A 26,252-nucleotide genomic window follows, 5' to 3' on the forward strand; every position below is an offset into this window, starting at 1 on the left:
GCGTCGCGCATTTCCTTCAGCCCGAGGGCGCCGTCGTCGCCCATGCCGGTCATGACGATGCCCAGCGCGTTGCTGCCGGCCATGCGGGCCACCGAGCGGAACAGCACATCCACCGAAGGCTTGTGACGGTTGATCAGCGGGCCATCGACCACGCCCACGAAATAGCCCCGGCCATCGCGGGCCAGCTGCAGGTGGCGCCCGCCCGGCGCGATCAGGGCCAGGCCGGGCTCGACCCGGTCGCCGTGCTGCGCCTCGCGCACGCGGATGCTGGCAAGGCCGTCGAGGCGGCGGGCAAACATGTCGGTAAAGCCGGCCGGCATGTGCTGCACCACCACGATGCCCGGCACCTCCGCAGGCAGCATCGTGAGCACGGCCTCCAGGGCCTGGGTGCCACCGGTGGAGGTGCCGATGGCCACCACCCGGGTGCGGTCGCCCGCCGCGGGCACGTTCGGCCCGCGCGGCAGGCTGTCGAGGGTGATCTTGGGACGCGGCGCCGCCGCCTGCTGCCGGGGGCGCAGACGGGCGCCGGCAGCGGCCCGGACGGCAGCGACCAGGTTGTCGCTTTCATCCTGCAGAAACTGTTTGACGCCCACCTTGGGCTTGCTCACCAGGCTCACCGCCCCGGCCGCCAGCGCATCGAAGCTGGCCCGGGCGCCCCGCCCCACCAGCGACGAGCAGATCACCACCGGCGTCGGCCGCTCGGCCATCAGCTTGCGCAGGAAGGTCAGCCCGTCCATGCGCGGCATCTCGATGTCGAGGACGATCACGTCCGGCCACTCCTTGCGCATCTTTTCGATGGCAAAGAGCGGGTCGGCGGCAGTGGCCAGCACCCGCATGTCGGGCTGGGCGGCAATGGCCTCGCTGGCCACCTGGCGCACGATGGCCGAGTCGTCGACGATCATCACGCGGATCGGCGCGGACGCCATCAGGCCGCGGTGCCCAGGGGCCGATGGGCCAGCCACACATGGCCGGTCCACAGATCGAAGATCAGCTTGCGATGGCCCTTGCCGCCGCAGTGGGCGAGGGCCGCCGGCCGGTAGCCGTGGCGGGCCAGCAAGGCATAAGCCGATTCGACGTTGCGGGCGGCAATGTCCATCACTTCGGAACTGTCGTCCGGGCGGGTCAGCATGTTGCCGCCGCCGAAGACCTTGACCTGGTAGTCGGCCGGACGACTGGCCAGCCTCGCCACCTCCCGGTCGAACAGTTCAAGGGCCTCGTCGGCGTAGCGTCCGTCGGGCGCGGCACCGGCAACCCGGCCGCGGGAGGGCAGCATGAAGTGGCACATCCCGCCGACGAGCCGGGCCGGATGCCACAGGGTGATGGAAATGCACGAGCCGAGCAGCGTCGAGATCCGCGTGCGACCGCCGCCGAAATGGAAACCGCCGGGCTGCAGGAAGACTTCGCGGATGTCGTCGCCAAACTCGATCATGGCTTGCGATAGATGGTCGCCCGCACCGGCTCCAGGCCTTGCTGGATGCCGTTGAGGGTTTCCGAGTGGCCGATGATCAGGTGCCCGCCCGACTTGAGCCGCGGCAGCAGGTGGCCGATCACCTTGCGCTTGGTTTCGGTGTCGAAATAAATCATCACGTTGCGCAGGAAGATGACCTCGAACTCACCCAGGCTCGTATCCACCGGCAGGGTCAGGTTAACCTGGTGGAAGCGCGTCCGGCGCTTGAGTTCCGGTGTGATGAGGAAAGTGCCGCTGTGGGAGCGCACACCCTTGAGGCAATACTTGCTCAGGTAGGCCGGCGGAATGCCCTCGTGGCGGCCGAGGGGATAATGGCCGGCCTCGGCCTTGGCCAGTACCTGGGTGCTGATGTCCGAGCCGACCACCTCCCAGGGCGAATTGGACAGGGTGTCGTCGAGCAGCATGGCGAGGGTGTAGACCTCCTCGCCGCTGGAGCAGGCCGCGCTCCACACCCGGAAGGGCGCCGAGCTGCGCCGCGGTTTGAGGATTTCGTCGCGCAGAAAATGAAAGTGGCCCGGCTCGCGGAAAAAATAGGTTTCGTTGGTGGTGAGCAGATCCACCATCACCTGCATTTCCTCGGGGTGGTGCCCCCCCGCCAGCATCCGGTAATACTGGGAAAAGGTGCCGAAGTTGTAATGCTTGAGCCGCTTGGCCAGGCGCCCGACGAGCAGCACCTTCTTGGCATCGGAGAGGCTGATGCCGGCAATCTTGTAGATCAGGCGCTGGAAGAGGGCGAACTCCTGGTCGGTGATCGCGGAGTCCATTGAGCTTCCGGTGGCGGCACTGGCCCGGTGGTTCATGACAGCCTCAGAACAGTTCGACGTTGTTGGCCGGCGGCTTGGGCGCGGCGAGCGTGGCGGCGTAGGCGCGCTCTTCCCGGGCGATCACCTCGGCGGTGGCGTGGGAGGTCACGATGCGCTTGCACCAGGCGTCACCGGTGCCCGGCACAAAAAGCACCTTGCGCGACCAGGGGCCGAGAAAATCCGAGGCGATGATCGGGATGCCCTCCCGCTGCAGCCAGTCCCGCGCAAACTTGGCGTTGCGCTGGCCGATGGCAAACGACTGCCCCGAGGTTTCGATGATCGTGCCACCGCCGAAGGCCTTGGCCTGGATGCGCGCCTTGCGGGCGCCCTGGGCCAGCAGGGCATTGAGCAGCGCCTCCATCGCGTAGTCGCCTGAAAGCAGCGAATCCACCTCGCTGTTGGCGCTGCGCTGCATGTTGGGCAGCATGAAATGGTTGATGCCGCCAACCCGCGCCTGGGTGTCGAACATGCACACCGCCACGCAGGAACCCAGCAAGGTGGAGAGGGGCCGCTCCCGCTCCACCGCCCACGCGCCGGGTGCCACGTTGCGGGACAGGCGCTCGATCTCGCGGGCGGGCAGGCTGGCGTAGTCCATGGAGATCGCCCCGTGTGCGGCGCTCAGGCCGACGGCACGCCTCCGGCCGCAAGCTCCACGGCGCCTTCGGTCGCCAGGTGCGACAACGAAGCGATTTCATCCACCGACAGCACCTTGTCCACTTCGAGGAGGATGACGAACTTGCCATTCACCTTGCCCATGCCCTTGATGAAGTCGGCCCGGATGCGGGCACCGAAGGACGGCGGCGGCTCGATTTCGGCGGCCGGGATTTCCAGCACTTCCGACACCGCGTCCACCACCACGCCGATATCCTGGCGCTCGTCGTTCTCGGTGAGTTCGATGATGACGATGCAGGTGCGCCGGGATATCTCGGAGCGCTTGCCGCCGAAGCGGCTGGCCAGGTCGATCACCGGCACCACCGCGCCGCGCAGGTTGATCACCCCCCGGATGAAGGGCGGCACCATCGGAATCTCGGTGACGGCGCCGTACTCGATGATCTCTTTGATGTTGAGAATGCCGACGGCGAACATCTCGCCGCCGAGGACAAAGGTGAGGTACTGGGCCGGGCTGGACTCGACCGCCACCGGGGCCTTGGCCCCGGCAACGGAAAAGCTGGCCGGCGAAGCGGGCTGCGGGGACATGTTCATGCTCCTTTCGCCGCTCAGAACTTCTCGAAGTCATTCTCGTTGAACGCGAAGCCCGCCACCCGCGCCCCCGCCTGCGGCCGGCTAGCAGCAGTGCTGCGCATGGCCGCCACCGGGGCGGCACGCATCATGCCGCGCCCCATGTTGCGCTCGTCGATGGTGAAGAACTGCATCAACTGCTGAAGCTGTTCGGCCTGGCCGCCCAGTTCTTCGGCGGTCGCGGCCAGCTCTTCGGAAGCCGAGGCGTTTTGCTGGGTGGCCTGGTTGAGCTGGTTCATGGCGTTGTTGATCTGGGCCACGCCGGACGACTGCTCCTGGGATGCCGAGGCAATTTCCTGAACCAGGTCGGAGGTTTTGCGGATTGACGGGACGATCTCGTCGAGCAGGTGACCGGCACGTTCGGCAAGCCCCACCGAATCCCCGGCCAGCCCGCCGATTTCCTGGGCTGCCACCTGCGAGCGTTCGGCCAGCTTGCGCACTTCGGCCGCCACCACCGCGAAGCCCTTGCCGTGCTCGCCGGCACGGGCAGCCTCGATGGCCGCGTTAAGCGCGAGCAGGTTGGTCTGGTAGGCGATGTCGTCGATGATTCCGATCTTCTGGGCGATCTTCTTCATCGCATCCACGGTGTTCTTCACCGCACCGCCGCCTTCGGTGGCTTCCACCGCGGTCTTGGAGGCGAGGTTGTCGGTCACCTTGGCGTTCTCGGCGTTCTGGTTGATGGAGGCCGACATCTGTTCGACCGAAGCCGACGACTCTTCCACGCTGGCCGCCTGTTCCGACGAAGACTGGGACAGGGACTGGGCGGTGGCCGAAACCTGGCCGGAGGCGTTGGTCAGCGCATCGGCGGCGGTACGCACCTGGGTGATGGTGTCGGAGAGCTTGCCGACGGTGTTGTTCACCGCTTCCTTCAGGGCCTTGAAATCACCCTGGTAATCCTGCGTGATGTTCTGGGTCAGATCGCCCTGCTCGATGGCGGTCATGATCCGGCGCACTTCGTTGATCGGGCCGACGATGGCGTCCAGCGTGCCATTGACACCATCCACGATCTTGCGGAAATCGCCCTGGTGCTGGCTGCCGTCGGCACGGGTTTCGAGCCGGCCGGCAATGGCCGCGGCGGACAGAAGGTTCGCGTCGGCCACCAGCTTGTTCACCGCTTCGATACAGGTGTTGAGGTTGTTCTTGATGGTGTTGAAGTCACCGTTGTAGGTGTCGGTGATCTTGGCCGGAATATCGCCCTTGGAGATGCGGTCGACGTAGTTGGCGGCCACGTTGAGCGGGCCGATCACCGAGTCGAGGGTGGCATTGACGCCTTCGACCACCTTGCGGAAATCACCCTGGTGCTGGGTCGCATCGGCGCGGGTGGCGAGACGCCCATCCACAGCCGCCTTCGACAGCACCACGGCATCGGCCACCAGCTTGTTCACTGCGTCGATACAGGTGTTGAGGTTGTTCTTGATGGTGTTGAAGTCACCGTTGTAGATGTCGGTGATCTTGGCCGGAATGTCGCCCTTGGAGATGCGGTCGACGTAGTTGGCGGCCACGTTGAGCGGACCGATCACGGAGTCGAGGGTTTCATTGACGCCTTCGACAATATTGCGGAAATCGCCCTGGTGCTTGCTGGCATCGGCGCGAGTAGCCAGACGGCCGTCGATCGCCGCGCTGGCCAGCAGCGTCGTGTCGGCGGACATGGCCTGGACGGCATGCTGGATCGCCTCAACGGCCTGCACCAGCTGTCCGACCTCGTCCTTGGCTTCGCTCTTGAGGGTGAAGTCGAAGTCGCCGACCGCCATCTTCTTGGCGGCGCCGACAACCTCGTTGATCGGGCGGGTGATGCTGCGGGTCAGCCACAGGGCAAACAGGGCCGCCAGCACGAAGGCCACCGAGGCCAGGGTGATGACCAGGGTTCTGGACGAGCTGGCCAGCTCGACCGCGTGGGTTCCGGCCTTGCGCGCGCCGTCGATCTGGAAGGCCGCGAACTCGTTGAGCGCCGTCACATACACGCCGGCTGCCTCGGTGTACTCACCGAACAGCAGCTGGGTGGCCTTGTCCTGGTTGTACTGGGGCGACGAGGTATCGGCGAGGCTCAGCAGCCTGTCGGTCACCACGTCGTACTTGGTGCGCGCATCGGTGGCCTTGGCGAGCAGGGCCTTGCCCTTTTCGGTCAGGATCAGCGGCGTCATCTTTTCGTAGATCTCGGTGTTGCGGCTGCGGGCCTTGGCGATCGCTTCGGCTTGCTGCTTCTCGACCGTCTTGTCACTGGCCATGATCATGTTGCGCACGCCACGGCCAACCAGCTGGACGTTCAGGGAAAGCTCGTCGGCCATGATGATCTTGGGGATCCGACCCTCCGCCAGTTCGTCGATCCCGGCGTTGAGTTCGTTGATGCGGGTGATCGACAGGATCGAGATCGCGGCCAGCATCAGCAGCACGAAGGCGAAGCCTAGCCCCAGGCGCACACCGATCTTTAGATTGTTGAACATGATTAATCTCCGGGTAATACAAAAAATGTCAGGCGTTACGTAATTCAGGACGTGCGATCAGGCGCTGCTCGAGCTGACCCGAAATCTTGATGAGTGCGGAAATATCCAGGATCAGGGCCACTTCGCCGCTGCCAAGAATGGTTGAGCCACCGATGCCCTGCAGGTGGCGGAAGATCACCCCGAGGGGCTTGATCACCGCCTGCAGTTCGCCGGCCAGCCGGTCCACGACAATGCCGGCACGCAGCCCGGCGTACTGCACGACAACCACGCTTTCGCGGGCCGGACGTTCGCCCGGCAGGTTGAAAATTTCGCGCAGGCATACGGCCGGCAGAACCTGGCCGCGCAGGTTGAAGTAATTGCGCTCGTGCTCGGATTCGGGCCGCTCGATGCACTCCACCACGGCATCGAGGGGAATCACGTAGGAGCGGTTGCCCGACACGACCAGAAAGCCGTCGATGATCGCCAGCGTAAGCGGCAGGCGCAGGGTCAGGCGGGTGCCCTGGCCGGACTGGCTATCCACGTTGATGGTGCCGCGCAGGGCCTGCAGGTTGCGTCGCACCACGTCCATGCCTACGCCGCGGCCCGAGAGGTTGGTCACCTGATCGGCGGTGGACAGGCCGGGGGCGAAGATCAGGTCGAACACTTCCCGGTCGGAAAGATGAGCCTCGGCATCCACCAGGCCGCGCTCGACGGCCTTGGCCAGAATCTTGTTGCGGTTGAGGCCGGCGCCGTCGTCGCTCACTTCGATGACGATGTTGCCGGCGTCGTGGAAGGCATTGAGAAAGAGCGTGCCCTGCGGATCCTTGCCGGCGGCCTCGCGCACGGCCGGGGCTTCGATGCCGTGGTCGAGGGAGTTGCGCACCAGGTGCATCAGCGGGTCGCCGATCTTCTCGACAATGGACTTGTCGAGTTCGGTCTCGCCGCCGTTGATCACGAGCTGCACATCCTTGCCCAGATCCTTGCAGGCATCGCGCACCAGGCGGTGGAATCGGTTGAAGGTTTCGCCGATCTGCACCGTGCGCAGCTGCAGCGAGGCATCGCGGATTTCCTCCACCAGCCGGGTCAGCAGGGACGACGCTTCGATCAGTTCGCCGTCGCGGCGGGTGTGGGCGAGCAGGCTGGTGGCCGCACCGGCAATCACCAGCTCGCCGACCAGGTTGATGAGGTGGTCGAGCTTGTCGGCCGGCACCCGGATCAGTTTGGCGTCCTGGGCCTTTTTCTCGCTGACCTGGGCCTGCTTGGCCACCGCGGCCACGACCAGCTCCGGCTGGACGACCTGCTGGGCGACCAGGATTTCGCCGATCTGCCTGGCCTCCGGCTCCGGTTCATCGACGGGCGCCGATTGGGCCCGCAGCCCTTCGGCCAGTTCATCGGCGGTCAGCGCGCCCACCTGCACCAGAATTTCGCCGAGCCTCAGGGTGTCCTCGGGCAAATTCCGGATCAGGTCGAGGTAATCCGCGACCTTGCTGTTGGGGGGCAGGATGGACAGCTGGCATTCGTCGCGAACGAAGGCAAAGATGTCTTCGATGGCCTGCTTGTCGGCGCTGGATTCGAGGGTGATTTCAAAACCCAGGTAGCACACTTCCGGGTCCATCTCGGCCGCCGCCGGCATGGCGTCGGCCAGCGTTTCCAGGTGCCGGATATCGCCCAGGGTTTCCAGGAAACGCAAAAAGTTTTCCGGGTCCATGCCCTGGCGCAGCACTTCAGGCCCGAAGCGCACCGAAATGTGCCAGCAGTTCTGGGCCGAACCGCTTGAGGGAATCCGCTCGACACCGGATTCGACGGTCTTGGGGCTGGCGGAAACCTGCCCGCCCGGGCCGTATTCGCCCAGCTGCTTGAGCAGGCGGGCGCCCTGCGCCTCGATCTCTTCGCCCGCCATCTGCGCCACCCCGGCTTCGTTGGCAACCAGCACCCGGAGGTGGTCGGTGCATCCGAGCATCAGGGCCGCCAGCTTGGTGCTGACCGCGATTTCGTGGTTGCGCAGGCGGTCAAGCACGTTCTCGACCACGTGGGCAAAGGATTCGACGGCCGCGCACTCGACCATTCCCGCCGCGCCCTTGATGGTATGTGCGGCGCGGAAGATGCCGTTGAGCGTGGTTTCGTCGTCGGGCCGGTTTTCCAGCTCGAGGAGCAGGGACTCGAGGGCATCGAGCTGCTCGAAGCTCTCCTGCAAGAAAACTTGTTTCAGTTCGTCCATGATGGATTTGCCGGAGCTATGCCGCGGGCACGACGAGGGGATCGCCGAACCAGGCTGCCAGGTTGTAGAACTCGATCAGGGATTGCACGGCCCGGCTGTGGGCGACGATCGCCAGCGTCTTGCCGGCAGCACCGGCCTCGCGCTTGGCGAAGATCAGCAACTGGCAGCCGGCCGAATCCATGTGCTCGACACCGGACAGGTCCAGCTCGATGTGCTCGCCCTCCTGAATCACGGCGAGCAGGACCGGCTTGAGTTCGGCCACCCGGTAAATCGTGAAATCCTCGGTAAAAGCCCGGCGGATCGCGCTCATTCGCTTCTCCTGGTATTCAGAACAGTTCGACGGCCGGGCCGGCGCCCGAAGCCGCCGGGGCGCGATCGCCGCTGTAGCGTACGTGCTCGTCGCGCTGGCTCTGCATCACGTAACTTTCAAACAGGCGGTCGATCTGCTCGGTCATGGCCGGAACATCGGCCACCGCGGCCTTGTCGGTCAGGCAGTCGGCGAGCTTGAGTACGTGTTCGTCGAGGCGTTGCAGCGCCTCGATGACATGGCCGACCTGCTGGCGGGTCACGTCCTGGAACTGCACGCTGGCCATGGTTTCCATGAACATCTCGGCGAGCGTGGCGCTGGATTCCCGAAACGCCGCGAGAATCCGGCTCTCGTGCTCGATGAGCCGGGTATAGCTCTGGCTCACTTCGTCGAATTCGTCGGCCACGGTACGCAGGGCCTGGTCTTCCGCGTCGCTGCTCGACTGGTCGAGCTGTTCGCGGAACTGGGCTTCGATGGTGCTCACCACCCGACCGATGCCTTCGCTTATCTTCAGCACGGCCTGGTCGGTCTGCCCGGCCAGCTTGCGGACTTCGTCGGCCACCACCGCAAAACCGCGTCCGGCTTCACCGGCCCTGGCGGCCTCAATGGCGGCGTTGAGGGCCAGCAGATTGGTCTGGCTGGAAATGTCGTGCACCAGCTTGACGAACTGGCCCAGCGACTTGGCCTCGTTCAGGGCCGACATCACGTGCTGCCGGTCTTCGCCCAGGTTTTCGAGGCGGCGATGAATGTAGCCCTGCAAGGCCACCAGCGTTTGCTGGTTGCGAACGGCGCGGGCACTGGCCGCATCGACGATCTCGCCGGATTCCTGCGAAAAAGTCTGGACACAGCGGTCAAGCCCCTGCACCACGGAATCGACGGCCTGCAGGCGCTCCACCATGCTGAAGGCCGCGCTTTCGGTCTGGGTGGTAACGGCGCTGAGCTGGCCGACGAGAATGTTGTTGAGGTGCGGCACCTGGGCCAGGGAGTGGCTCACTTCGGTGGCCACATCCAGCCGCCTGGCGGTCTCGTCACGCGCATGCTGCAAGGCGTTTTCGGCGCCGTAAGAGGGGTCGCGGTAGCGGGCGACGGACAGCATCTGCTGGGCCAGGAAGCTCACCAGCACCGCTGCCGCCGCACCCAGCGCATCGACCAGCGCCTGACTCAGCCCCACCTTGTCGAGCAACAGCTCGTGATAGGTCGCATTGGCGAAATAAACGACGACAAAGGCGCCCACGGCCGTCACACAGGCCAGCAACAGCCGGCGCCGCCGTGATTTATCCCGGATGGCCGTCATGACTCAACGCACCACAAGCTTGATCGTGCTGAGCAGGGTTTCCGCAGTCGCGGGCTTGACGATCCAGCCGGAAGCACCGGCGGCCTTCGCCTCGGCACGCTTGCTCTGCTGCGATTCGGTGGTGAGAAACAGGATGGGCATGAAACGCAGTTCGGCCCGCTGCCTGACCACCTTGATGAACTCGATACCGTTCATGCCCGGCATGTTCAGATCGGTGATGAGCAGGTCGGGCTTGGTGCCGGCAGCAAGTTTCCGCTGCCCGTCTTCGGCACTGTTGGCGGTCACCACGTTGAAACCGGCCTTGGCCAGGATGCCCGAGATGGAAAGCAGAACAGTGGCGGAATCATCCACCAGCATGATGGTTTTCAATTTTCAACTCCTGACCCCGAGCAGAAAGCCTTTCAAACCGGGGCCGACAACATGGCTGGATTGTTGAAGCTCCCGAAAAGCGCGACGGATGCAACTGCCGCCCAAAACATGGAGCCTTTGTATTGCAAGGCTTTACGGCCCTCCAGATTCGAACTTGAGAAACCGCGGAGGAAAATTGTTCAATGCAACAATCGAAAAATCCTATTGTCTGGCCCCACCCTGCCCACCTCACCGCCAGGCCTGCAGCCCCTGTTATCCACCGTGCATGGCCCCATTTGGCCGCCGGGTGACGAAAGTACCGTCTCCGGCTATCCGAACGATTCGAACTCCGCTGGTAAGCCGTTGTAAATCCGCCGTTTTTCGCCGCCTACCCGGATTGCGGCGCTGTATTTTTGCAGCGCAAGGTCGTATCATTCTGCTCCCCCGATTCACCTTCCTCCGGTCTCCCAATGCTTCATCCCACCCGATTCGACGTGATCGTTGTCGGCGGCGGCCATGCTGGCACCGAAGCCGCGCTGGCTGCGGCACGGGCCGGGTGCGCCACGCTGCTGCTCACCCACAACATCGAAACCCTCGGCCAGATGAGCTGCAACCCGTCCATCGGCGGCATTGGCAAGGGTCACCTGGTCAAGGAAGTGGACGCCCTCGGCGGCGCCATGGCGGCGGCCACCGACGAAAGCGGCATCCAGTTCCGCATCCTCAACGCCAGCAAGGGCCCGGCCGTGCGTGCCACCCGCGCCCAGGCCGACCGGGTGCTTTACAAGGCCGCGATCCGCCAGCGCCTCGAAAACCAGCCCAACCTGTGGCTGTTCCAGCAGGCCGTGGACGATCTCACCGTGGTCGGCGACCGCGTCACCGGGGTGGTCACGCAAATCGGCCTGCGCTTCGAAGCGCCCGCCGTGGTGCTCACCGCCGGCACCTTTCTCAACGGCCTGATCCACGTGGGCATGCAGCATTACGCCGCCGGCCGCGCCGGTGATCCGCCGGCCATCAGCCTCGGCCAGCGCCTCAAGGAGCTCGCCCTGCCGCAGGGCCGCCTCAAAACCGGCACGCCGCCGCGGCTCGATGCCCGCACGATCGATTTTTCGGTGATGCAGGAGCAGCCCGGCGACGATCCGGTGCCGGTGTTCAGCTTTCTCGGCAACGCGGCCCAGCACCCGCGCCAGCTGCCGTGCTGGATCACCAACACCAACAGCCGCACCCACGACATCATCCGCGCCAACCTCGACCGCTCGCCGATGTATTCCGGCGTGATCGAAGGCGTGGGCCCGCGCTACTGCCCGAGCATCGAAGACAAGATCCACCGCTTCGCCGACAAGGACAGCCACCACGTCTTTCTCGAACCCGAAGGCCTGGACACCCACGAGATCTACCCCAACGGAATCTCCACCAGCCTGCCCTTCGACGTGCAGCTGGACATCGTCCGCTCGATCCGCGGCCTCGAAAACTGCCACATCCTGCGTCCCGGCTACGCCATCGAGTACGACTACTTCGATCCGCGCAACCTCAAGTCCAGCCTCGAAACCAAGTCGATTTCCGGCCTCTTCTTCGCCGGCCAGATCAACGGCACCACCGGCTACGAAGAAGCCGCCGCGCAAGGCCTGCTGGCCGGCCTCAACGCCGCGCTGCAGGTCAAGGGCCAGGACGCCTGGTGCCCGCGCCGCGACGAGGCCTACCTGGGCGTGCTCGTCGACGACCTGATCACCCGCGGCGTCACCGAGCCTTACCGCATGTTCACCTCCCGCGCCGAGTTCCGCCTCAGCCTGCGCGAAGACAACGCCGACCTGCGCCTCACCGAGGCCGGCCGCAAGCTGGGCCTGGTGGACGACATCCGCTGGGCCGCCTTCAACACCAAGCGCGAAGCCATCGAACGCGAAAGCGCCCGCCTGCGCGCCACCTGGGCCACGCCGGCCAAAGTGCCCGCCGAAGCGGCCGAAGCCGTGCTTGGCAAGGCCATCGAACGCGAATACAGTTTTTTCGAACTCCTGCGCCGCCCGGCCGTGAGCTACGCCGCGCTGATGAGCCTGCCGTGCGCGCCCGAAACCCCGGAAACCGACCCGCAGGTGGTCGAGCAACTCGAAATCGCAGCCAAATACCAGGGCTATATCGACCGCCAGCTCGATGAAGTCGCCCGCCAGGCCGGCGCCGAAAGCACCCGCCTGCCGCCCGATCTCGACTACACCAGCGTGCGCGGCCTCTCCAAGGAGGTGCAGGGCCGCCTCAACCAGCACAAGCCCGAAACCATCGGCCAGGCCAGCCGCATCCAGGGCATCACGCCGGCCGCCATTTCGCTGCTGCTGGTGTGGCTCAAGCGCGGCGAACTGGCCCGCGGCCGCGAGGAGAAATCCGCATGAGCATGGCCACCACGCTCGAAAAGGGCATCGTCGCCCTCGGCCTCGACCTGCCCGCAGAAGCGCAGGAAAAACTCCTTGCCTTCGCCCGGCTGCTGATCAAGTGGAACAAGGTGTACAACCTCACCGCCATCCGCGACGAGGCTCAGGTCGTCACCCACCATTTGCTCGATTCGCTGTCGGTGCTGCCGCAACTGGCAGGCATCACCCGGCTGGTGGATGTGGGTTCCGGCGGTGGCCTGCCCGGCGTCGTGCTGGCCATCTGCCGGCCCGAGCTGCAGGTGGATTCGGTCGAAACGGTGCAAAAGAAGGCCACGTTCCAGAACCAGGCGCGAATCGAACTCAAGCTCGCCAACTTCCGCGCCCACCACGCCCGCATCGAAAACTGGCAGCCCGCCTATTTTGCCGAGCAGCCGGTGGATGGCATCGTCTCGCGCGCCTTCGCCGACCTGGCCGACTTCGTCAACCTTACCGCCCACCTCGCAGGCCCCGAGACTCGCATCCTTGCCATGAAAGGCGTCTATCCTGCCGACGAGATCGCCCGCATTCCGGCCGGTTTCGCGCTGGAGCGCAGCACACCCCTGACGGTGCCCGGCCTTGACGCCGAACGTCACCTCATCATCGTGAAACGAACCAAAAACTAATGGCCCGCATTTTCTGTATCGCAAACCAGAAGGGCGGCGTCGGCAAGACGACCACCTGTGTCAACCTCGCCGCCGGTCTCGCCGCCTCCGGCCAGCGCGTGCTGCTGGTCGACCTCGATCCCCAGGGCAATGCCACGATGGGCAGCGGCATCGACAAGCGCACCCTTGGCAAGTCGGTCTATCACCTGCTGGTGGGCCTGTGCACGGTGGCCGAAGCCCGCGTCCACTCTGAAACCGGCAAGTACGACATCATCCCCGCCAACCGCGACCTGGCCGGTGCCGAAGTCGAACTGGTCGGCCTCGAGCGCCGCGAAAACCGCATGCGCGACGCCCTCGCGCTGCACACCGAAGAATACGATTTCATCCTCATCGACTGCCCGCCGTCCCTGTCGCTGCTCACGCTCAACGGCCTGTGCGTCGCCCACGGCGTGATCATCCCGATGCAGTGCGAGTACTACGCGCTGGAAGGCCTGTCCGACCTGGTCAACTCGATCAAGAAGGTGCACGCCAACCTCAACCGCGACCTTTCCATCATCGGCCTCCTGCGGGTCATGTTCGACCCGCGCGTCACCCTCCAGCAGCAGGTATCCGCCCAGCTCGAAGCCCACTTCGGCGACAAGGTTTTCAAGGCTGTCGTGCCGCGCAACGTGCGCCTCGCCGAAGCCCCCAGCCACGGCATCCCCGGCGTCGTCTTCGACCGCAGCGCCAAGGGCGCCCAGGCCTACCTGTCCTTCGCCAAAGAAATGATCGAGCGCGTCAAGACCCTCTGAGTCATAACCGCCCCCGCGATCGCCACCCTTCAGCGATCGTGCCCCCGGGGGGGCCTCAAGGCATCTTGGGGCGGCCCGGCGATTCCCTGAGAGATACACCATGGCAACTCCCAAACTCAAAGGCCTCGGCCGCGGCCTCGATGCCCTCCTCGCCGCCAACACCGACGACGCCGACAAGAACGAAGGCGAACTCCAGCAACTGCCGGCCAGCGAACTGCAGCCCGGAAAATATCAGCCGCGCACGCGGATGGACCCGGGCTCGCTGGAAGAACTGGCCGCCTCGATCAAGTCACAGGGCGTCATGCAGCCGATTCTCGTGCGCCAGATCGGCGGCCTGTTCGACGCCAAACGCTACGAGATCATCGCCGGCGAACGACGCTGGCGCGCCGCCCAGATCGCCGGCCTGAGCCAGGTGCCCTGCCTTGTGCGGGAGATTCCGGACGAAGCCGCACTGGCGATGTCGCTCATCGAGAACATCCAGCGCGAAGACCTCAATCCGCTTGAAGAAGCCGGCGGCATCCAGCGGCTCATCGACGAATTCGGCATGACCCACCAGGCAGCAGCCGACGCCGTGGGGCGCTCCCGCCCGGCGGCGTCCAACCTGCTTCGCCTGCTGCAACTGGCCCCGCAGGTGCAGGAACTGCTCATGGCCGGCGACATCGACATGGGCCACGCCCGCGCGCTGCTCCCCCTCGATGGCGCCGCCCAGGTCGGCCTCGCCAACCTGATCGCCGCCCGCGGGCTATCTGTGCGCGAGGCGGAACGCCTCGTCCACCAGGAACTGAACCCGAAGACACACCTGCCCGCCCCCCAGCCCGACCGGGACATCCTGCGTCTTGAAGAGGAAATCGCCGACCGCCTCGGCGCAACGGTGAAAATCAAGGCCAACAAGAAAGGCGCCGGCGCGGTAACAATCCAGTTTGGCGATCTTGACCAACTGGACGGCTTGCTGGAAAAGCTCCGCTAAGCGTTTTTCGGCGACACGCCCGGAAGCTTTTGCAGCAACCGGGCTGTTTCCCGCTTCTCGTCCTGTCGCTTTCCACCCGGCGTTTTTTCATGAGGGCCGGCCTTGCGCTGCAGCAGAGGCACCACGAACGGGTTCCGTGGGGCCTTCGCAGCACCACCGCCCGGCCCTTTTGCCGGCCCGCGGAACACCAGTTTCTGGCGTGTTCCCAGCGTGCGGTTGGCCACGACTTCAGGCTCTGTGATGAGCAGCTTCGGCAGCGGCAAGCTGCTCCAGCGTGGCCGCTTCGGTGATACCGGAAATCTCGGCGAAACAGCCATCCAGCGGGCAATTACGGCCCGGCGGGCAGCCATGTTCAAGGGCACACTCACGCTGGGTCTGATCAGTCAGAACCATTTCGCGAACGGCGTTGCAACTGCTGATGGGCGAATCGATGAAGCTCATGATTTTTCTCCCTTTGTCTGTACTGAGTATAGACAACAAGTGAAAAATTTCCTTGATGGTAGAAGGGTTTTATGCGTGTTGCTTTTTCGCAACATTTTGGTGGCGCAGCAACGGGCGCCCCACGCCGAAAAAACCCTAAGGCATCGAGCCCGGCAGCGTCAGCGCTGCACTACAAAAGGCCTGAGCTTGAGCGTGCCGGCAATCCGCTCGGCAATCGACCGGGCCTCCATGGCGGAGGCGAACGGCCCCACGTGAAGGCGATACTTGCCTTCCGAGGCCAGCACCGACACCGATTCCTTGAGCCACTTGAGTTCGTGCTCCACCAGGCCCTTGAACTGCTCGGCCGTCACAAAAGTGGCGAAGGCGCCGAGCTGCAGGAAAACCTCGCCTGCCGCCTTGTTGTCGGCCACACGCTCGGCCACCTTTTCGGTGGGCCGGGAGACTGGCGCCGCAGCCGCAACCTGCGGCAGCACCGGCTCGACGACCGTGCGGGACGGAACTTCGAGCGGCGCAGCGGCCGGACGTGCCGCCACCACGACGGGCGCAGCCGCGGGAGCCTTCAATCTGCGGACGGGCGGCACCGGGCGGCCCGGCCGGACCAGCGACACTTCTTCCGGCAGCACCAGCGCCACTTCAACCCTGGCGTGACCCTGGTCTGTATAGCCGAGCTTGTAGGCAGCCGCATACGACAGATCGATGATGCGCCCCGGATGGAAAGGGCCGCGATCGTTCACGCGCACCACGGCGGAGCGGCCGTTGGCCAGGTTGGTCACCCGCACGTAGCTTGGAATAGGCAGGGTCGGATGCGCCGCCGTCATCGCGTACATGTCGTACGGATCGCCGCTGGACGTCTTGCGGCCGTGGAACATCTTGCCGTACCAGCTAGCCACTCCCTTCTCGAGGGTGAGCCCACCGCCGGACGACATGCTGCCCTGGAGTGAATAATCGTTCTTGTCGACGCGCGGCGTGGCGACGGCCTCCTCATCCGCTTCGGCGGAAGATTCGTCGGACTGGGCATCGAACTTGAAAACGCCGCCTTTGAATCGGGCGGGCAAGGCAGCCTTGAGGCCGGTGCGGGGGCCTGCGTCGGAAGCGGCTTCGATCGACGAATCCGGGGCCGCATGGACAGGGCCGACCAGCAGGAGGGTGCTACAGAGAGGCGCCAGCAACAAGCGGGCGCGACGGGATATCGCTACAGGGGTCATGACGCTCTTTCCTGTTCGGGCGCGCGCTAGGCGCGCGGGTTCAGGTACCTACCCGACGTCGATGGCGCTGGATGCTCATGAGCATGCCGACGCCAAGACAAAGGGTAACGAGTGCAGTGCCGCCGTAACTGACGAAGGGTAAGGGCACCCCGACAACGGGGAGAATTCCGCTCACCATGCCCATGTTCACAAACGCGTAGGTAAAGAAGATCAGCGTGAGGGCGCCAGCAAGAAGGCGCGAGAACAGGGTCGGGGCACCAGCGGCAATGAAAAGGCCGCGAAAAATCAACAGGATATACATTACCACGAGAAACAGGGCGCCGACCAGCCCAAATTCCTCGGTCAGCACCGCAAAGATGAAGTCGGTGTGTCGCTCGGGGAGGAAGTCCAGATGGGTCTGGGTGCCGCTGCCCCAGCCCTTGCCAAGAATGCCGCCGGAACCGATGGCGATGGTGGACTGGATGATGTGAAAGCCCTTGCCGAGCGGATCGGAGGTCGGATCGAGCAGGGTGCACACGCGGTGTTTCTGGTACTCCCGCATGCCTGGCCACTCGACGCCCGGCTGGCAGATGGTGTCGCCCATGGCCACGATCGTCACGATACCGACGATCCCGACCACGGCAAAAGGCAGGATGAGGCGCCAGGCGAGGCCGGCAAAGAACAGCACGTAGAAGCCCGCCGCAGCCACGAGGACTGCGGTGCCGAGATCGGGCTGCTTGGCGATCAGCCCGACCGGCACCAGCAGCAAACCGGCGGCGACGAAGAAATCGCGCACCCGGAGCATGCCTTCACGGCACTGGAAGTACCAGGCGAGCATCAGCGGCATGGCGATCTTCATCAGTTCGGACGGCTGGATTCGCGCCACCCCGATGTTGAGCCAGCGCCGGGCGCCCTTCGACACGTCGCCAAACAGGGCCACGCCAACGAGCAGCAGCACCCCCAGGATGTAAATCGGCAGCGCAATGCTCATCATCCGCTGGGGCGGAAGACTGGCGGCAACCCACATCACCGCGAAGGCCACCGCGATGTTCAGCCCGAGGGTGCCCAGGCGTTCGGGCGAAGCGCTCACCATGACCACCGTGGCAAAGCCGAGGATGGCGAGAACGATCAGCATCAGCGGCCCATCCAGCGGCGCCAGGATGTAGGCCACCCACTTGCGCGGATCGAAGCGGGAATTAGTCACCAGTGCTTTCCTCCGCCGAGCCTTCGGCGCCCGGATCTTCCGGCGCGACACCGGCCGGCAACTTGCCGAGCAGGTAGTAGTCGAGCACCTGACGGGCGATCGGCGCGGCCGACTGGGCGCCAAAGCCGCCGTTCTCGACGAGCACGGCCAGCGCGATCGTCGGCTTGTCGGCTGGTGCAAAGGCAATGAAGAGAGCGTGGTCGCGCAGGCGCTCGGCGATCTTCGCCGAATATTTTGCGCCCTTCAGGGAGTACACCTGGGCCGTGCCGGTCTTGCCGGCCGAAACGTAGGGGGCGCCCGCGAAGGCGCGGGCTCCGGTCCCTTCCCGGTTCACGCCTATCATTCCACGGCGGATGGTTTCCAGGTGCTCAGGCTTGATCGGGATGGTCTTGATCGGCTGGGGTTCGATCATTCGCCGGCTGCTGTCCTTGGCGCTCTCGATGTATTTCACCAGGTGCGGCTTGAACATCACGCCGCCGGCAGCCACGGTTGCCGTGGCGTGGGCGAGCTGGAGCATGGTGTAGGCGTTGTAGCCCTGGCCGATGCCGATGGAGATGGTTTCGCCGCCAAACCATTTTTGCTGCTCGGGCTTCTTGAAGCGGCGCTTCTTCCATTCGGGCGAAGGCAGCACGCCGGAGCTTTCGCCTTCGATGTCGATTCCGGTCCGGCTGCCAAAACCGAACACGCCCATCGTGGACGCGATCAGGTCGATCCCCATGTCGTTGGCAAGGCGGTAATAGTAGGTGTCGCACGATTGCACGATGGACTTGTACATATCCACGGTGCCGTGGCCGCCAGCCTTGTCGTCGCGGAAGTGGTGGCCGCCGAAATCAAAGAAGCCAGGATCGGAAATCGCCTGCCCGGGCGTGCGCTTGCCGCTCATCAGCGCTGCCAGCGCCATGAAGGGCTTGAAGGTGGAGCCCGGCGGATAGGCGCCGTTGAGGGCGCGGTTCACCATCGGGTGATCGGGCGAGGTGTTGAGCTCGTCCCAGTCCTGGGGGGCAATGCCATCGACAAACAGGTTGGGGTCGAAGGTAGGCAGCGACACCAGCGCCAGCACGCCGCCGCTCCCCGGCTCAATGGCCACAAGGGCACCGCGACGGTTGCCGAAGGCCTTCTCGACGACCTCCTGCAGCTTGAGATCGATGGTCAGCACAAGGTTGTTGCCGGGCGTGGCCGGGGTGCGGCGCAGGGCCCGCACGGCACGCCCGCCGGAGTCCACCTCGACCTCTTCGAAGCCGGTCAGGCCGTGGAGTTCTCGCTCGTAGCTCTTTTCGAGGCCGGCCTTGCCGATGTGGTCGGTGCCGCGGTAATTGGCGGAATCTTCGTTTTCCTCGATACGCTCGAGGTCGCGATCGTTGATGCGGCCGATGTAGCCGATGATGTGGGAGCCGAAGCTGCCCATCGGATAGTCACGAAACAGCCGCGCCTTGAGTTCCACGCCGGGAAAGCGGTAACGCTGGGCGATGAAGCGGGCAACCTCCTCGTCGGAGAGCCGGTTGCGGATCGGCAGCGACTCGAAGCTCTTGCTCTCGTCCATGAGCTTCTTGAGACGCTTGCGGTCCTTGGGCTGGATATCCACCAGCGTCGACAGCGCCTCGATCGTGGCTTCGAGATCGGCCACCCGCGAAGGGGTGATTTCAAGCGTGTAGGCCGAGTAATTACGCGCCAGCACCGTACCGTTGCGGTCCATGATCAGGCCGCGGTTGGGCACGATGGGCACCAGCGAGATGCGGTTGTCCTCGGCGCGCGTCGAGTAATAATCGTAGCGCAGCACCTGAAGATAGAAAAACCGCGCCGCCAGCAGACCGAAACACACCAGCGCAACAGCGCCCGCCACCGCCAGCCGGCCGCGGAAACGGGCAAGTTCCTGCTCGGGAGTACGCATGACGCTCATGTCGGGTTGAAGGCTGAAGCGTGAAGCATGAGAGGGCACGACTGACGCGCCACAAAGCACATCGAAACGGGCTCGCGCGGGTCGAGCACAAGCACGAACGGCTCAGCCTTCAACGAACACCCTTCGCCGCTCACTAGATCGGCCTGTTCTCGTCCCGCTCCACGGGCCGGTACTGGGGTAGCAGCAGCACGTAATGCAGCGGAATCCACAGCAGCGCTGCAACGAAGCATCCGAAGAACATCCACCAGCCGGGAAACTCGGCGCCGGCCATCAGGCGCACGACAACCATCAGCACCTGGGACATGAAGAGCAAGGGCAGCACGTGGAGCGCCTGCTCGACCGGGGTGAACCACATGACCCGACGCGACAGTTCGTTGGCCGCATAAGTGAGCAGCACATAGGCAAAGGCATGCTGCCCCATCGCCGCTCCGACGCCGATATCGACCAGCAGCCCGAACACGAAGCCCGCGCCGATGCCGATCTTGAGCGGCTCGCGCACGCACCAGAAGGCCAGCACGAGGGCGACGAAATCAGGCACCGCCGGCAGGTGGCCGGTGGGAATGTAGTTCAGGAACAGGGCGACGAAGAGGGTCAGATAAACAAACCACATCTTCACCGGGAGCAGGATGCGGCTCGAGCGGTTGGTCGGTTGCATGGCTTACTCCTTGCCGGCTCTGGCCTTGCGGCCCTTGCCCGACTTGCCCTTGTTGATCAGCTCGGGCTCGGGCGGCCGCGGCGGCAGGCTTTCCCGCTGCCCCAGCACCAGCACGTGGCTGAACTGCTCGACACCTGCGGCCGGCAGGCAGGGGATGCGGGCGAAGGTCTGGGCCTGATCGCGCTCCACCCGGGCCACGGTCGCCACCGGCAGGCCGGCCAGGAAGACACCATCGAGGCCGGAGGTGACGACCTTGTCGCCAGGCTGGATGTCGGCGTTGGCCGCGAGATAACGCAGCTCCATCAGGCCGTTGCCGGAGCCGAACAGCACCGCCCGCAGGCCGCTGCGCACGATCATCACCGGAATGGCCTGGTCCTTGTCGGTCAGGAGGGTCAGCTCGGACTGCATCGGGAAGACCCGGGTGATCTGGCCGATCACGCCAGCGTCATCCACCACGGCCTGCCCGGCCTCGATGCCGGCCTGGGCGCCCTTGTCGAGGATGACCGTGCGCGAGAACGGATCCTTGGCGGTGTACATGATTTCGGCCACCACCGACTTCACCGCCTGCCGCTCCCGCGCGTCGAGCAGCGCCCGCAGGTGACGGTTCTCCTGCTCGATCTGGTCGAGGCGCAGCAGGCGCTCGGCGCCCTGGAGCTGGCGGGCCTTGAGATCCTTGTTCTCGATCTGCAGGCGGACCAGCGAGGCGAAATAATTGGACGCGTTGCGAACGAAATCCGCCGGCGTGGCGGCCGCCATCTGCAGCGGATAGGCAAGCACCGACAACCCCTGGCGAAAGGCATCCAGGTAGCGCAGGTTCAGGTCGCTCACCAGCAGCCCGAGGGAGACGATCACGAAAAAGACGAGCTTGGCCAGCGGCGCAGGCCCGCGTTTGAAGAAGGGAGGAGTCGAATGGCCGACCATTGGCACGCCGATCAGCTACGGTAAACGACCGCGCCCGGGACAAGCCCGGGTCGCTGGCGTACGCGATGGAACGGAAGGTTCAACGCGTGCGCCCTGGCCGTAAAGCCGACGCTTATTCGCTGGTGAAGATGGAACCGAGCTGGTCCATCTTTTCGAGGGCCATGCCAGAACCACGTACCACGCAGGTAAGCGGGTCGTCGGCAACGATAACCGGCAGGCCGGTTTCTTCCATCAGCAGGCGGTCGAGGTCACGCAGCAGCGCGCCGCCGCCGGTGAGCACCATGCCACGCTCGGCGATGTCGGCGCCGAGTTCGGGCGGGGTTTGCTCGAGGGCGATCTTGACCGCGGAGACGATCTGGTTGAGCGGCTCGGTGAGCGCTTCGAGGATTTCATTGGACGAAATCGTGAAGGCGCGCGGAATGCCTTCGGCCAGGTTGCGGCCCTTGACTTCCATTTCCTGCACCTCGGAACCCGGGAAGGCCGAACCGATGCCCTTCTTGATGGATTCGGCGGTGGTTTCGCCGATCAGCATGCCGTAATTGCGGCGGATGTAATTGACGATGGCTTCGTCGAACTTGTCGCCGCCGACGCGGATAGAACCCGCATAGACCATGCCGCCCAGCGAGATCACGCCCACTTCGGTGGTACCGCCGCCGATGTCGACGACCATAGAGCCGGTTGCATCGGCCACCGGCATTCCGGCACCGATCGCCGCAGCCATGGGCTCTTCGATCAGGTAGACGTTGCTGGCGCCGGCGCCGAGGGCGGATTCGCGAATCGCCCGGCGCTCCACCTGGGTCGAACCACAGGGCACGCAGATGATGATGCGCGGGCTGGGCGAGAACAGGCGGGTGTCGTGAACCTTCTTGATGAACTGCTTGAGCATCTGCTCGGTCACGGTGAAGTCGGCGATGACGCCGTCTTTCATCGGACGGATGGCCGTGATGTTGCCCGGTGTTTTGCCAAGCATCTGCTTGGCCGACATGCCGACGGCGAGGATGGTTTTCTTGGCGTTCGGGCCGCCTTCGGTGCGAATCGCCACCACGGACGGTTCATCGAGAACGATGCCTTTGCCCCGGACGTAGATCAGGGTGTTGGCGGTGCCAAGGTCGATGGCGAGATCGTTCGAAAAATAGGAGCGCAGAGAACCAAACATCGGAGAAAAAGTCCCGGAAAAACCGTTTGAGGGGTTGGGAATTGGGGCAACAGAATCGCTTATGATAACCTACAAACCTTTGTCGTTTAAGCAACTTTGTAAATTGCCATGTCACTTTCCCTCGACGAAGTCCGCCATATCGCCAAGCTCTCCCGCCTCGAACTCGCCGACGGAGAGCTTGATGCAACGCTGGCCAAACTCAACGGAATTTTCGGCCTGATCGAAGAAATGCAGGCGGTCGATACCGACGGGGTCGAGCCGATGAGCCACCCCCAGGAACTCGCCCAGCGCCTGCGCGCCGACGTGGTCGGCGAAACCGACCGCCGCGCCGCTTACCAGGCCATCGCCCCGCAGACCGAAGCCGGCTTGTACCTCGTACCCAAGGTCATCGAGTAAGCCGCAGCCCTCGCTTTGCCATTCCGGCGCCGGCCCCGGCGGGCGCCTCCGTCCCGCTCAATTCGCCTCCTGCACCATGATCGACTCAAGCCTTAAAGACATCGCTGCCGCCCTCCGCGCGAAAACCGTCTCCGCCGTCGAACTCGCCACCGAGAGCCTGGCCCGCATCGAAGCCGGCAACCCCAGGATCAACGCCTTCGTCACCGTCGACCGCGATGGCGCCCTGGCCGCCGCCCGGGCCGCCGACACGCGCATCGCCGCCGGCGACGCCGGCCCGCTCACCGGCATTCCGCTGGCCCACAAGGACGTGTTCTGCACCGAAGGCGTGCTCACCACCTGTGGCTCGAAGATGCTCGCCAACTTCGTGAGCCCCTACGACGCCCACGTGGTCAGCCTGCTCAAGAACGCCGGCGCGGTGATGGTCGGCAAGACCAACATGGACGAGTTCGCAATGGGCTCCTCCAACGAAAGCTCCCACTTCGGCCCGACCCGCAACCCCTGGAACACCACCAAGGTGCCCGGCGGCTCGTCCGGCGGCTCGGCCGCCGCGGTGGCCGCGCGCATGGTGCCGATCGCCACCGGCTCCGACACCGGCGGCTCGGTGCGCCAGCCGGCATCGCTGTGCGGCATCACGGGCATCAAACCCACCTATGGCACGGTGTCGCGCTTTGGCATGATCGCCTACGCCTCGTCGCTCGATCAGGGCGGCGCCTTTGCCCGCACGGCCGAAGACTGCGCACAGCTGCTCTCGGCCATGACCGGCCACGATCCGCGCGACTCCACCAGCCTCGAGCGCAGCTACGATCACTACGGCGCCGATCTCGCCCGCCCGCTGGCCGGCCTGCGCATCGGCCTGCCGAAGGAGTTTTTCGCCGAAGGCATGTCCGACGACGTGCGCCTTGCCGTGGAGGCGGCCCTTGCCGAATACCGCAAGCTCGGCGCAACCACCGTGGAGGTCAGCCTGCCCAACGCCCGGCTGGCGATTCCCGCCTATTACGTGATCGCCCCCGCCGAAGCCAGTTCCAACCTCAGCCGCTTCGACGGCGTGCGCTACGGCCACCGCGCCGCCGAGTACACCGATCTCAACGACATGTACTGCAAGAGCCGCAGCCAGGGCTTCGGCGCCGAAGTGCAGCGCCGCATCCTGGTGGGCACTTACGTGCTCTCGCATGGCTACTACGACGCCTACTACATCAAGGCCCAAAAGCTGCGCCGCCTGATCGCCCAGGATTTTGCCGCCGCCCTCGAGCAATGCGACGTGATCGCCGGCCCGACCAACCCGACCGTGGCCTACGGCATCGGCGAAAAGAGCAGCGATCCGGTCCAGATGTATCTGGGCGACATCTACACCGTGGCGGTAAACCTCGCCGGCCTGCCCGGCCTGTCGCACCCGGCCGGTTTCGGCAAGGACGGCCTGCCGGTCGGCCTGCAGCTCATCGGAAACTACTTCACCGAAGCCCGCCTGCTGAACACCGCCCACCAGTTCCAGCAGGCCACCGACTGGCACAGCCGGGCACCGGTCTTCTGAGCGCCATGAAGCACGTACTTCGCATCGGCCTGGCCACGGCGCTGCTCGCCCTTTCCGGCTGTTCGGTCGTCGACACGATCCGCCCCGCCACCCGCGAGGGCGGCATCATCGAGCGCCCGGCCGGCAGCCCGGCCAGCAGTCCGAGCGGCCGCCTCAAACCCATGCCGCTGCGCACCTTTTCGCTGAGCACCCAGTGCCGCTTCAAGGACGAAGCCGGCAATTTCGGTTCGGCCACCGTGGATGTCGTCAATTCGAAGGTGAATGCCTTCAAGGCCGAACTCACCATGCCCAAACGCGGCACCTGCCGCTTTGATCTCGCCCAGTTCCGCCAGACCCAGGCCCTGCCGTCCATCGAACTCACCGGCGCCCGCGACTGCCGCGTGCACATGTGGGATCAGGGCGAGCAGGTCACCGTAGCCTTCGCCAACTGCCACCATTTGTGCTCCCCCGCCAGCGCCCAGGATTACGTCTGGCCCCTGCTGATCGACAAGGCCACCGGCCAGTGCGACTGATCGCCCCAACATCTAGAGAACAACCATGAGCAGAACCGACTGGGAAGTCGTCATCGGGCTGGAAGTACATACCCAGCTCAATACGCAATCCAAAATTTTCTCCAGCGCCAGCATCGCCTTCGGCGCCGAACCCAACGTGCAGGCCTGCGGCGTGGATATCGCGCTGCCCGGCGTGCTGCCGGTGCTCAACAAGGGCGCCGTCGAGCGGGCCATCCGCTTCGGCCTCTCGGTGGGTGCAAGCATCGCGCCGAAGAGCGTCTTCGCCCGCAAGAACTACTTCTACCCCGACCTCCCCAAGGGCTACCAGATCAGCCAGTTCGAACTGCCCGTCGTGGTCGGCGGCGCGCTGAACCTGCTGGTGCCGGACGGCAAGGGCGGCGCCTACGAAAAGCGCGTCAACCTCACCCGCGCCCACCTCGAAGAGGACGCCGGCAAGAGCCTGCACGAGGATTTCCACGGCATGACCGGCATCGACCTCAACCGCGCCGGCACGCCGCTGCTCGAGATCGTCTCCGAGCCCGACATGCGCTCGTCCGCCGAGGCCGTGGCCTACGCCAAGCAGCTGCATTCGCTGGTGCGCTGGATCGACATCTGCGATGGCAACATGCAGGAAGGCTCCTTCCGCTGCGACGCCAACGTGTCCGTGCGCCCGCGCGGCCAGGAACAATTCGGCACCCGCCGCGAGATCAAGAACCTCAACAGCTTCCGCTTCCTGCAGCAGGCCATCGACTACGAAATCCAGTGGCAGATCGACCTCATCGAAGATGGCGGCAAGGTTCAGCAGGCCACCGTGCTGTTCGACCCCGACAGCGGCGAAACCCGCGCCATGCGCAGCAAGGAAGACGCCCACGACTACCGCTACTTCCCCGACCCCGACCTGCTGCCGCTGGTGATCTCGGACGAGTGGGTGGAACGCGTGCGGGGCGAGCTGCCAGAGCTGCCGGTGGCGCTGTCGGCGCGCTTCCAGGGTGAATACGGCCTGTCGGCCTACGACGCCACCACCCTCACCGCCAGCCGCGACATGGCCCGCTTCTACCTCGACACCGTGGCCGCCACCGGCACCGCCAACGCCAAGACCTGCGCCAACTGGGTCATGGGCGATCTGGCCGGCCGGCTCAACAAGGCCGAACTCGACATCACCGCCTCGCCGGTCAGCGCCGTGCAACTGGCCGGGCTGGTGGCGCGCATCGCCGACAACACCATCTCCAACGCCATCGCCAAGAAGGTTTTCGAGGCGCTCTGGAACGGCGAGGGTGAATCCGCCGACGCGATCATCGAAGCCCAGGGCCTCAAGCAGGTCACCGACAGCGGTGCCATCGAGGCGATCATCGACGAAGTCCTGGCGGCCAACCAGAAGTCGGTCGAGGAATTCCGCGCCGGCAAGGAAAAGGCCTTCAACGCCCTGGTCGGCCAGTGCATGAAGGCCTCGAAGGGCAAGGCCAACCCGGCGCAGGTCAACGAGATCCTGAAGAAGAAGCTGGGCTGAGGCCTTCAGAAACGGTTCATGC

At 65.0% G+C, this 26,252-nt stretch carries 26 protein-coding genes; 8 read left to right on the top strand and 18 right to left on the bottom strand.

What is annotated here, in order from left to right:
- The 10 genes from Q1W26_RS06605 to Q1W26_RS06650 all read right to left on the bottom strand — a co-directional run.
- The coding region (locus tag Q1W26_RS06605) for a chemotaxis response regulator protein-glutamate methylesterase (protein WP_300437487.1) at positions 1–926 on the bottom strand (926 nt) is incomplete at its 3' end.
- Complete coding sequence (locus Q1W26_RS06610; RefSeq protein WP_300437489.1) at positions 926–1,429, bottom strand: chemotaxis protein CheD; 504 nt, start codon at positions 1,427–1,429, stop codon at positions 926–928. The genes Q1W26_RS06605 and Q1W26_RS06610, both read right to left, overlap by 1 nt.
- A complete protein-coding gene (locus tag Q1W26_RS06615) occupies positions 1,426–2,232 on the bottom strand; it encodes a protein-glutamate O-methyltransferase CheR (protein WP_300437492.1) in 807 nt (268 codons plus the stop codon). The genes Q1W26_RS06610 and Q1W26_RS06615 overlap by 4 nt, the downstream gene beginning before the upstream one ends.
- A 43-nt stretch (positions 2,233–2,275) precedes the next feature.
- A complete protein-coding gene (locus Q1W26_RS06620; protein ID WP_300437495.1) occupies positions 2,276–2,866 on the bottom strand; it encodes a chemotaxis protein CheD in 591 nt (196 codons plus the stop codon).
- Positions 2,867–2,889: 23 nt separating this feature from the next.
- Positions 2,890–3,468 (bottom strand): chemotaxis protein CheW, encoded by a 579-nt coding sequence (locus tag Q1W26_RS06625; RefSeq protein ID WP_300437498.1) that lies wholly within the window; start codon positions 3,466–3,468, stop codon positions 2,890–2,892.
- A gap of 20 nt (positions 3,469–3,488) precedes the next feature.
- The gene (locus Q1W26_RS06630; protein WP_300437500.1) at positions 3,489–5,951 is read right to left on the bottom strand and encodes a methyl-accepting chemotaxis protein; all 2,463 of its coding nucleotides are present in this window, start codon (positions 5,949–5,951) and stop codon (positions 3,489–3,491) included.
- Positions 5,952–5,979: 28 nt separating this feature from the next.
- Positions 5,980–8,148 carry a chemotaxis protein CheA gene (locus Q1W26_RS06635; RefSeq protein ID WP_300437502.1) on the bottom strand — a complete coding sequence of 723 codons (2,169 nt, stop codon included), beginning with the start codon at positions 8,146–8,148 and terminating at the stop codon, positions 5,980–5,982.
- Between the two features lie 16 nt (positions 8,149–8,164).
- Entirely contained in the window at positions 8,165–8,458 is a 294-nt protein-coding gene (locus Q1W26_RS06640; protein WP_141354811.1) for an STAS domain-containing protein, read from the bottom strand.
- A gap of 16 nt (positions 8,459–8,474) precedes the next feature.
- Positions 8,475–9,749, bottom strand: a complete 1,275-nt coding sequence (locus Q1W26_RS06645; RefSeq protein WP_300437504.1) for a methyl-accepting chemotaxis protein — start codon at positions 9,747–9,749, stop codon at positions 8,475–8,477.
- A 3-nt stretch (positions 9,750–9,752) separates the two neighbouring features.
- A complete protein-coding gene (locus tag Q1W26_RS06650) occupies positions 9,753–10,118 on the bottom strand; it encodes a response regulator (protein ID WP_300437506.1) in 366 nt (121 codons plus the stop codon).
- Positions 10,119–10,567: 449 nt separating this feature from the next.
- On the opposite strand from Q1W26_RS06650, the gene mnmG reads away from it, so the two are divergent.
- The 4 genes from mnmG (at position 10,568) to Q1W26_RS06670 (ending at position 14,850) form a co-directional block, all read left to right on the top strand.
- Positions 10,568–12,472 carry a tRNA uridine-5-carboxymethylaminomethyl(34) synthesis enzyme MnmG gene (gene mnmG / locus Q1W26_RS06655; protein ID WP_300437510.1) on the top strand — a complete coding sequence of 635 codons (1,905 nt, stop codon included), beginning with the start codon at positions 10,568–10,570 and terminating at the stop codon, positions 12,470–12,472.
- Positions 12,473–12,474: 2 nt separating this feature from the next.
- Positions 12,475–13,113: a 16S rRNA (guanine(527)-N(7))-methyltransferase RsmG gene (gene rsmG / locus Q1W26_RS06660; protein ID WP_300438082.1), complete on the top strand. Its 639-nt coding sequence runs from the start codon at positions 12,475–12,477 to the stop codon at positions 13,111–13,113.
- On the top strand, positions 13,113–13,883 hold the full coding sequence (locus tag Q1W26_RS06665; protein ID WP_300437513.1) for an AAA family ATPase: 771 nt from the start codon (positions 13,113–13,115) through the stop codon (positions 13,881–13,883). The genes rsmG and Q1W26_RS06665 overlap by 1 nt, the downstream gene beginning before the upstream one ends.
- A gap of 100 nt (positions 13,884–13,983) precedes the next feature.
- Positions 13,984–14,850, top strand: a complete 867-nt coding sequence (locus Q1W26_RS06670) for a ParB/RepB/Spo0J family partition protein (protein WP_300437516.1) — start codon at positions 13,984–13,986, stop codon at positions 14,848–14,850.
- Here the strand turns inward: Q1W26_RS06670 and Q1W26_RS06675 are convergent.
- From Q1W26_RS06675 to Q1W26_RS06710, 8 genes are all read right to left on the bottom strand, one after another.
- Complete coding sequence (locus Q1W26_RS06675) at positions 14,847–15,113, bottom strand: hypothetical protein (protein ID WP_300437518.1); 267 nt, start codon at positions 15,111–15,113, stop codon at positions 14,847–14,849. The genes Q1W26_RS06670 and Q1W26_RS06675 overlap by 4 nt on opposite strands.
- Entirely contained in the window at positions 15,079–15,291 is a 213-nt protein-coding gene (locus Q1W26_RS06680; RefSeq protein ID WP_300437521.1) for a hypothetical protein, read from the bottom strand. The genes Q1W26_RS06675 and Q1W26_RS06680 overlap by 35 nt, the downstream gene beginning before the upstream one ends.
- Before the next feature lie 158 nt (positions 15,292–15,449).
- Positions 15,450–16,496: a septal ring lytic transglycosylase RlpA family protein gene (locus tag Q1W26_RS06685; RefSeq protein WP_300437523.1), complete on the bottom strand. Its 1,047-nt coding sequence runs from the start codon at positions 16,494–16,496 to the stop codon at positions 15,450–15,452.
- Between the two features lie 40 nt (positions 16,497–16,536).
- Positions 16,537–17,679 (bottom strand): rod shape-determining protein RodA, encoded by a 1,143-nt coding sequence (gene rodA / locus Q1W26_RS06690; protein ID WP_300437526.1) that lies wholly within the window; start codon positions 17,677–17,679, stop codon positions 16,537–16,539.
- Positions 17,672–19,576, bottom strand: a complete 1,905-nt coding sequence (gene mrdA, locus Q1W26_RS06695; RefSeq protein WP_300437529.1) for a penicillin-binding protein 2 — start codon at positions 19,574–19,576, stop codon at positions 17,672–17,674. The genes rodA and mrdA overlap by 8 nt, the downstream gene beginning before the upstream one ends.
- A 133-nt stretch (positions 19,577–19,709) precedes the next feature.
- Complete coding sequence (gene mreD, locus Q1W26_RS06700) at positions 19,710–20,231, bottom strand: rod shape-determining protein MreD (protein WP_300437532.1); 522 nt, start codon at positions 20,229–20,231, stop codon at positions 19,710–19,712.
- Positions 20,232–20,234: 3 nt separating this feature from the next.
- Positions 20,235–21,152 carry a rod shape-determining protein MreC gene (gene mreC / locus Q1W26_RS06705; RefSeq protein ID WP_366143643.1) on the bottom strand — a complete coding sequence of 306 codons (918 nt, stop codon included), beginning with the start codon at positions 21,150–21,152 and terminating at the stop codon, positions 20,235–20,237.
- A 112-nt stretch (positions 21,153–21,264) separates the two neighbouring features.
- On the bottom strand, positions 21,265–22,308 hold the full coding sequence (locus tag Q1W26_RS06710) for a rod shape-determining protein (protein WP_141352592.1): 1,044 nt from the start codon (positions 22,306–22,308) through the stop codon (positions 21,265–21,267).
- Positions 22,309–22,416: 108 nt separating this feature from the next.
- Here Q1W26_RS06710 and gatC point away from each other — a divergent pair, with 108 nt between their 5' ends.
- The 4 genes from gatC to gatB all read left to right on the top strand — a co-directional run bounded on the left by gatC (position 22,417) and on the right by gatB (position 26,230).
- A complete protein-coding gene (gatC, locus tag Q1W26_RS06715; protein ID WP_300437536.1) occupies positions 22,417–22,704 on the top strand; it encodes an Asp-tRNA(Asn)/Glu-tRNA(Gln) amidotransferase subunit GatC in 288 nt (95 codons plus the stop codon).
- Positions 22,705–22,780: 76 nt separating this feature from the next.
- On the top strand, positions 22,781–24,232 hold the full coding sequence (gatA, locus tag Q1W26_RS06720) for an Asp-tRNA(Asn)/Glu-tRNA(Gln) amidotransferase subunit GatA (RefSeq protein WP_300437538.1): 1,452 nt from the start codon (positions 22,781–22,783) through the stop codon (positions 24,230–24,232).
- 5 nt (positions 24,233–24,237) lie between these two features.
- Entirely contained in the window at positions 24,238–24,744 is a 507-nt protein-coding gene (locus Q1W26_RS06725; RefSeq protein ID WP_300437541.1) for a hypothetical protein, read from the top strand.
- Between the two features lie 25 nt (positions 24,745–24,769).
- On the top strand, positions 24,770–26,230 hold the full coding sequence (gatB, locus tag Q1W26_RS06730; protein ID WP_300437543.1) for an Asp-tRNA(Asn)/Glu-tRNA(Gln) amidotransferase subunit GatB: 1,461 nt from the start codon (positions 24,770–24,772) through the stop codon (positions 26,228–26,230).
- The last annotated feature ends 22 nt before the right edge of the window (positions 26,231–26,252 follow it).

Source organism: Zoogloea sp., assembly GCF_030157465.1.
Classification (GTDB): Bacteria; Pseudomonadota; Gammaproteobacteria; order Burkholderiales; family Rhodocyclaceae; genus Zoogloea.

Excerpts from the sequence above, each read along its gene's own strand:
- Q1W26_RS06670 (WP_300437516.1), top strand. The coding sequence starts at position 13,984 with ATGGCAACTCCCAAACTCAAAGGCCTCGGCCGCGGCCTCGATGCCCTC.
- Q1W26_RS06635 (WP_300437502.1), bottom strand. The coding sequence starts at position 8,148 with ATGGACGAACTGAAACAAGTTTTCTTGCAGGAGAGCTTCGAGCAGCTC.
- Q1W26_RS06710 (WP_141352592.1), bottom strand. The coding sequence starts at position 22,308 with ATGTTTGGTTCTCTGCGCTCCTATTTTTCGAACGATCTCGCCATCGAC.
- mreC (WP_366143643.1), bottom strand. The coding sequence starts at position 21,152 with ATGGTCGGCCATTCGACTCCTCCCTTCTTCAAACGCGGGCCTGCGCCG.
- mreD (WP_300437532.1), bottom strand. The coding sequence starts at position 20,231 with ATGCAACCGACCAACCGCTCGAGCCGCATCCTGCTCCCGGTGAAGATG.
- Q1W26_RS06640 (WP_141354811.1), bottom strand. The coding sequence starts at position 8,458 with ATGAGCGCGATCCGCCGGGCTTTTACCGAGGATTTCACGATTTACCGG.
- gatA (WP_300437538.1), top strand. The coding sequence starts at position 22,781 with ATGATCGACTCAAGCCTTAAAGACATCGCTGCCGCCCTCCGCGCGAAA.
- Q1W26_RS06610 (WP_300437489.1), bottom strand. The coding sequence starts at position 1,429 with ATGATCGAGTTTGGCGACGACATCCGCGAAGTCTTCCTGCAGCCCGGC.
- rsmG (WP_300438082.1), top strand. The coding sequence starts at position 12,475 with ATGGCCACCACGCTCGAAAAGGGCATCGTCGCCCTCGGCCTCGACCTG.
- Q1W26_RS06725 (WP_300437541.1), top strand. The coding sequence starts at position 24,238 with ATGAAGCACGTACTTCGCATCGGCCTGGCCACGGCGCTGCTCGCCCTT.
- Q1W26_RS06665 (WP_300437513.1), top strand. The coding sequence starts at position 13,113 with ATGGCCCGCATTTTCTGTATCGCAAACCAGAAGGGCGGCGTCGGCAAG.
- Q1W26_RS06620 (WP_300437495.1), bottom strand. The coding sequence starts at position 2,866 with ATGGACTACGCCAGCCTGCCCGCCCGCGAGATCGAGCGCCTGTCCCGC.
- Q1W26_RS06625 (WP_300437498.1), bottom strand. The coding sequence starts at position 3,468 with ATGTCCCCGCAGCCCGCTTCGCCGGCCAGCTTTTCCGTTGCCGGGGCC.
- mnmG (WP_300437510.1), top strand. The coding sequence starts at position 10,568 with ATGCTTCATCCCACCCGATTCGACGTGATCGTTGTCGGCGGCGGCCAT.
- gatB (WP_300437543.1), top strand. The coding sequence starts at position 24,770 with ATGAGCAGAACCGACTGGGAAGTCGTCATCGGGCTGGAAGTACATACC.
- Q1W26_RS06645 (WP_300437504.1), bottom strand. The coding sequence starts at position 9,749 with ATGACGGCCATCCGGGATAAATCACGGCGGCGCCGGCTGTTGCTGGCC.
- mrdA (WP_300437529.1), bottom strand. The coding sequence starts at position 19,576 with ATGAGCGTCATGCGTACTCCCGAGCAGGAACTTGCCCGTTTCCGCGGC.
- Q1W26_RS06630 (WP_300437500.1), bottom strand. The coding sequence starts at position 5,951 with ATGTTCAACAATCTAAAGATCGGTGTGCGCCTGGGGCTAGGCTTCGCC.
- Q1W26_RS06685 (WP_300437523.1), bottom strand. The coding sequence starts at position 16,496 with ATGACCCCTGTAGCGATATCCCGTCGCGCCCGCTTGTTGCTGGCGCCT.
- gatC (WP_300437536.1), top strand. The coding sequence starts at position 22,417 with ATGTCACTTTCCCTCGACGAAGTCCGCCATATCGCCAAGCTCTCCCGC.
- Q1W26_RS06615 (WP_300437492.1), bottom strand. The coding sequence starts at position 2,232 with ATGGACTCCGCGATCACCGACCAGGAGTTCGCCCTCTTCCAGCGCCTG.
- Q1W26_RS06680 (WP_300437521.1), bottom strand. The coding sequence starts at position 15,291 with ATGAGCTTCATCGATTCGCCCATCAGCAGTTGCAACGCCGTTCGCGAA.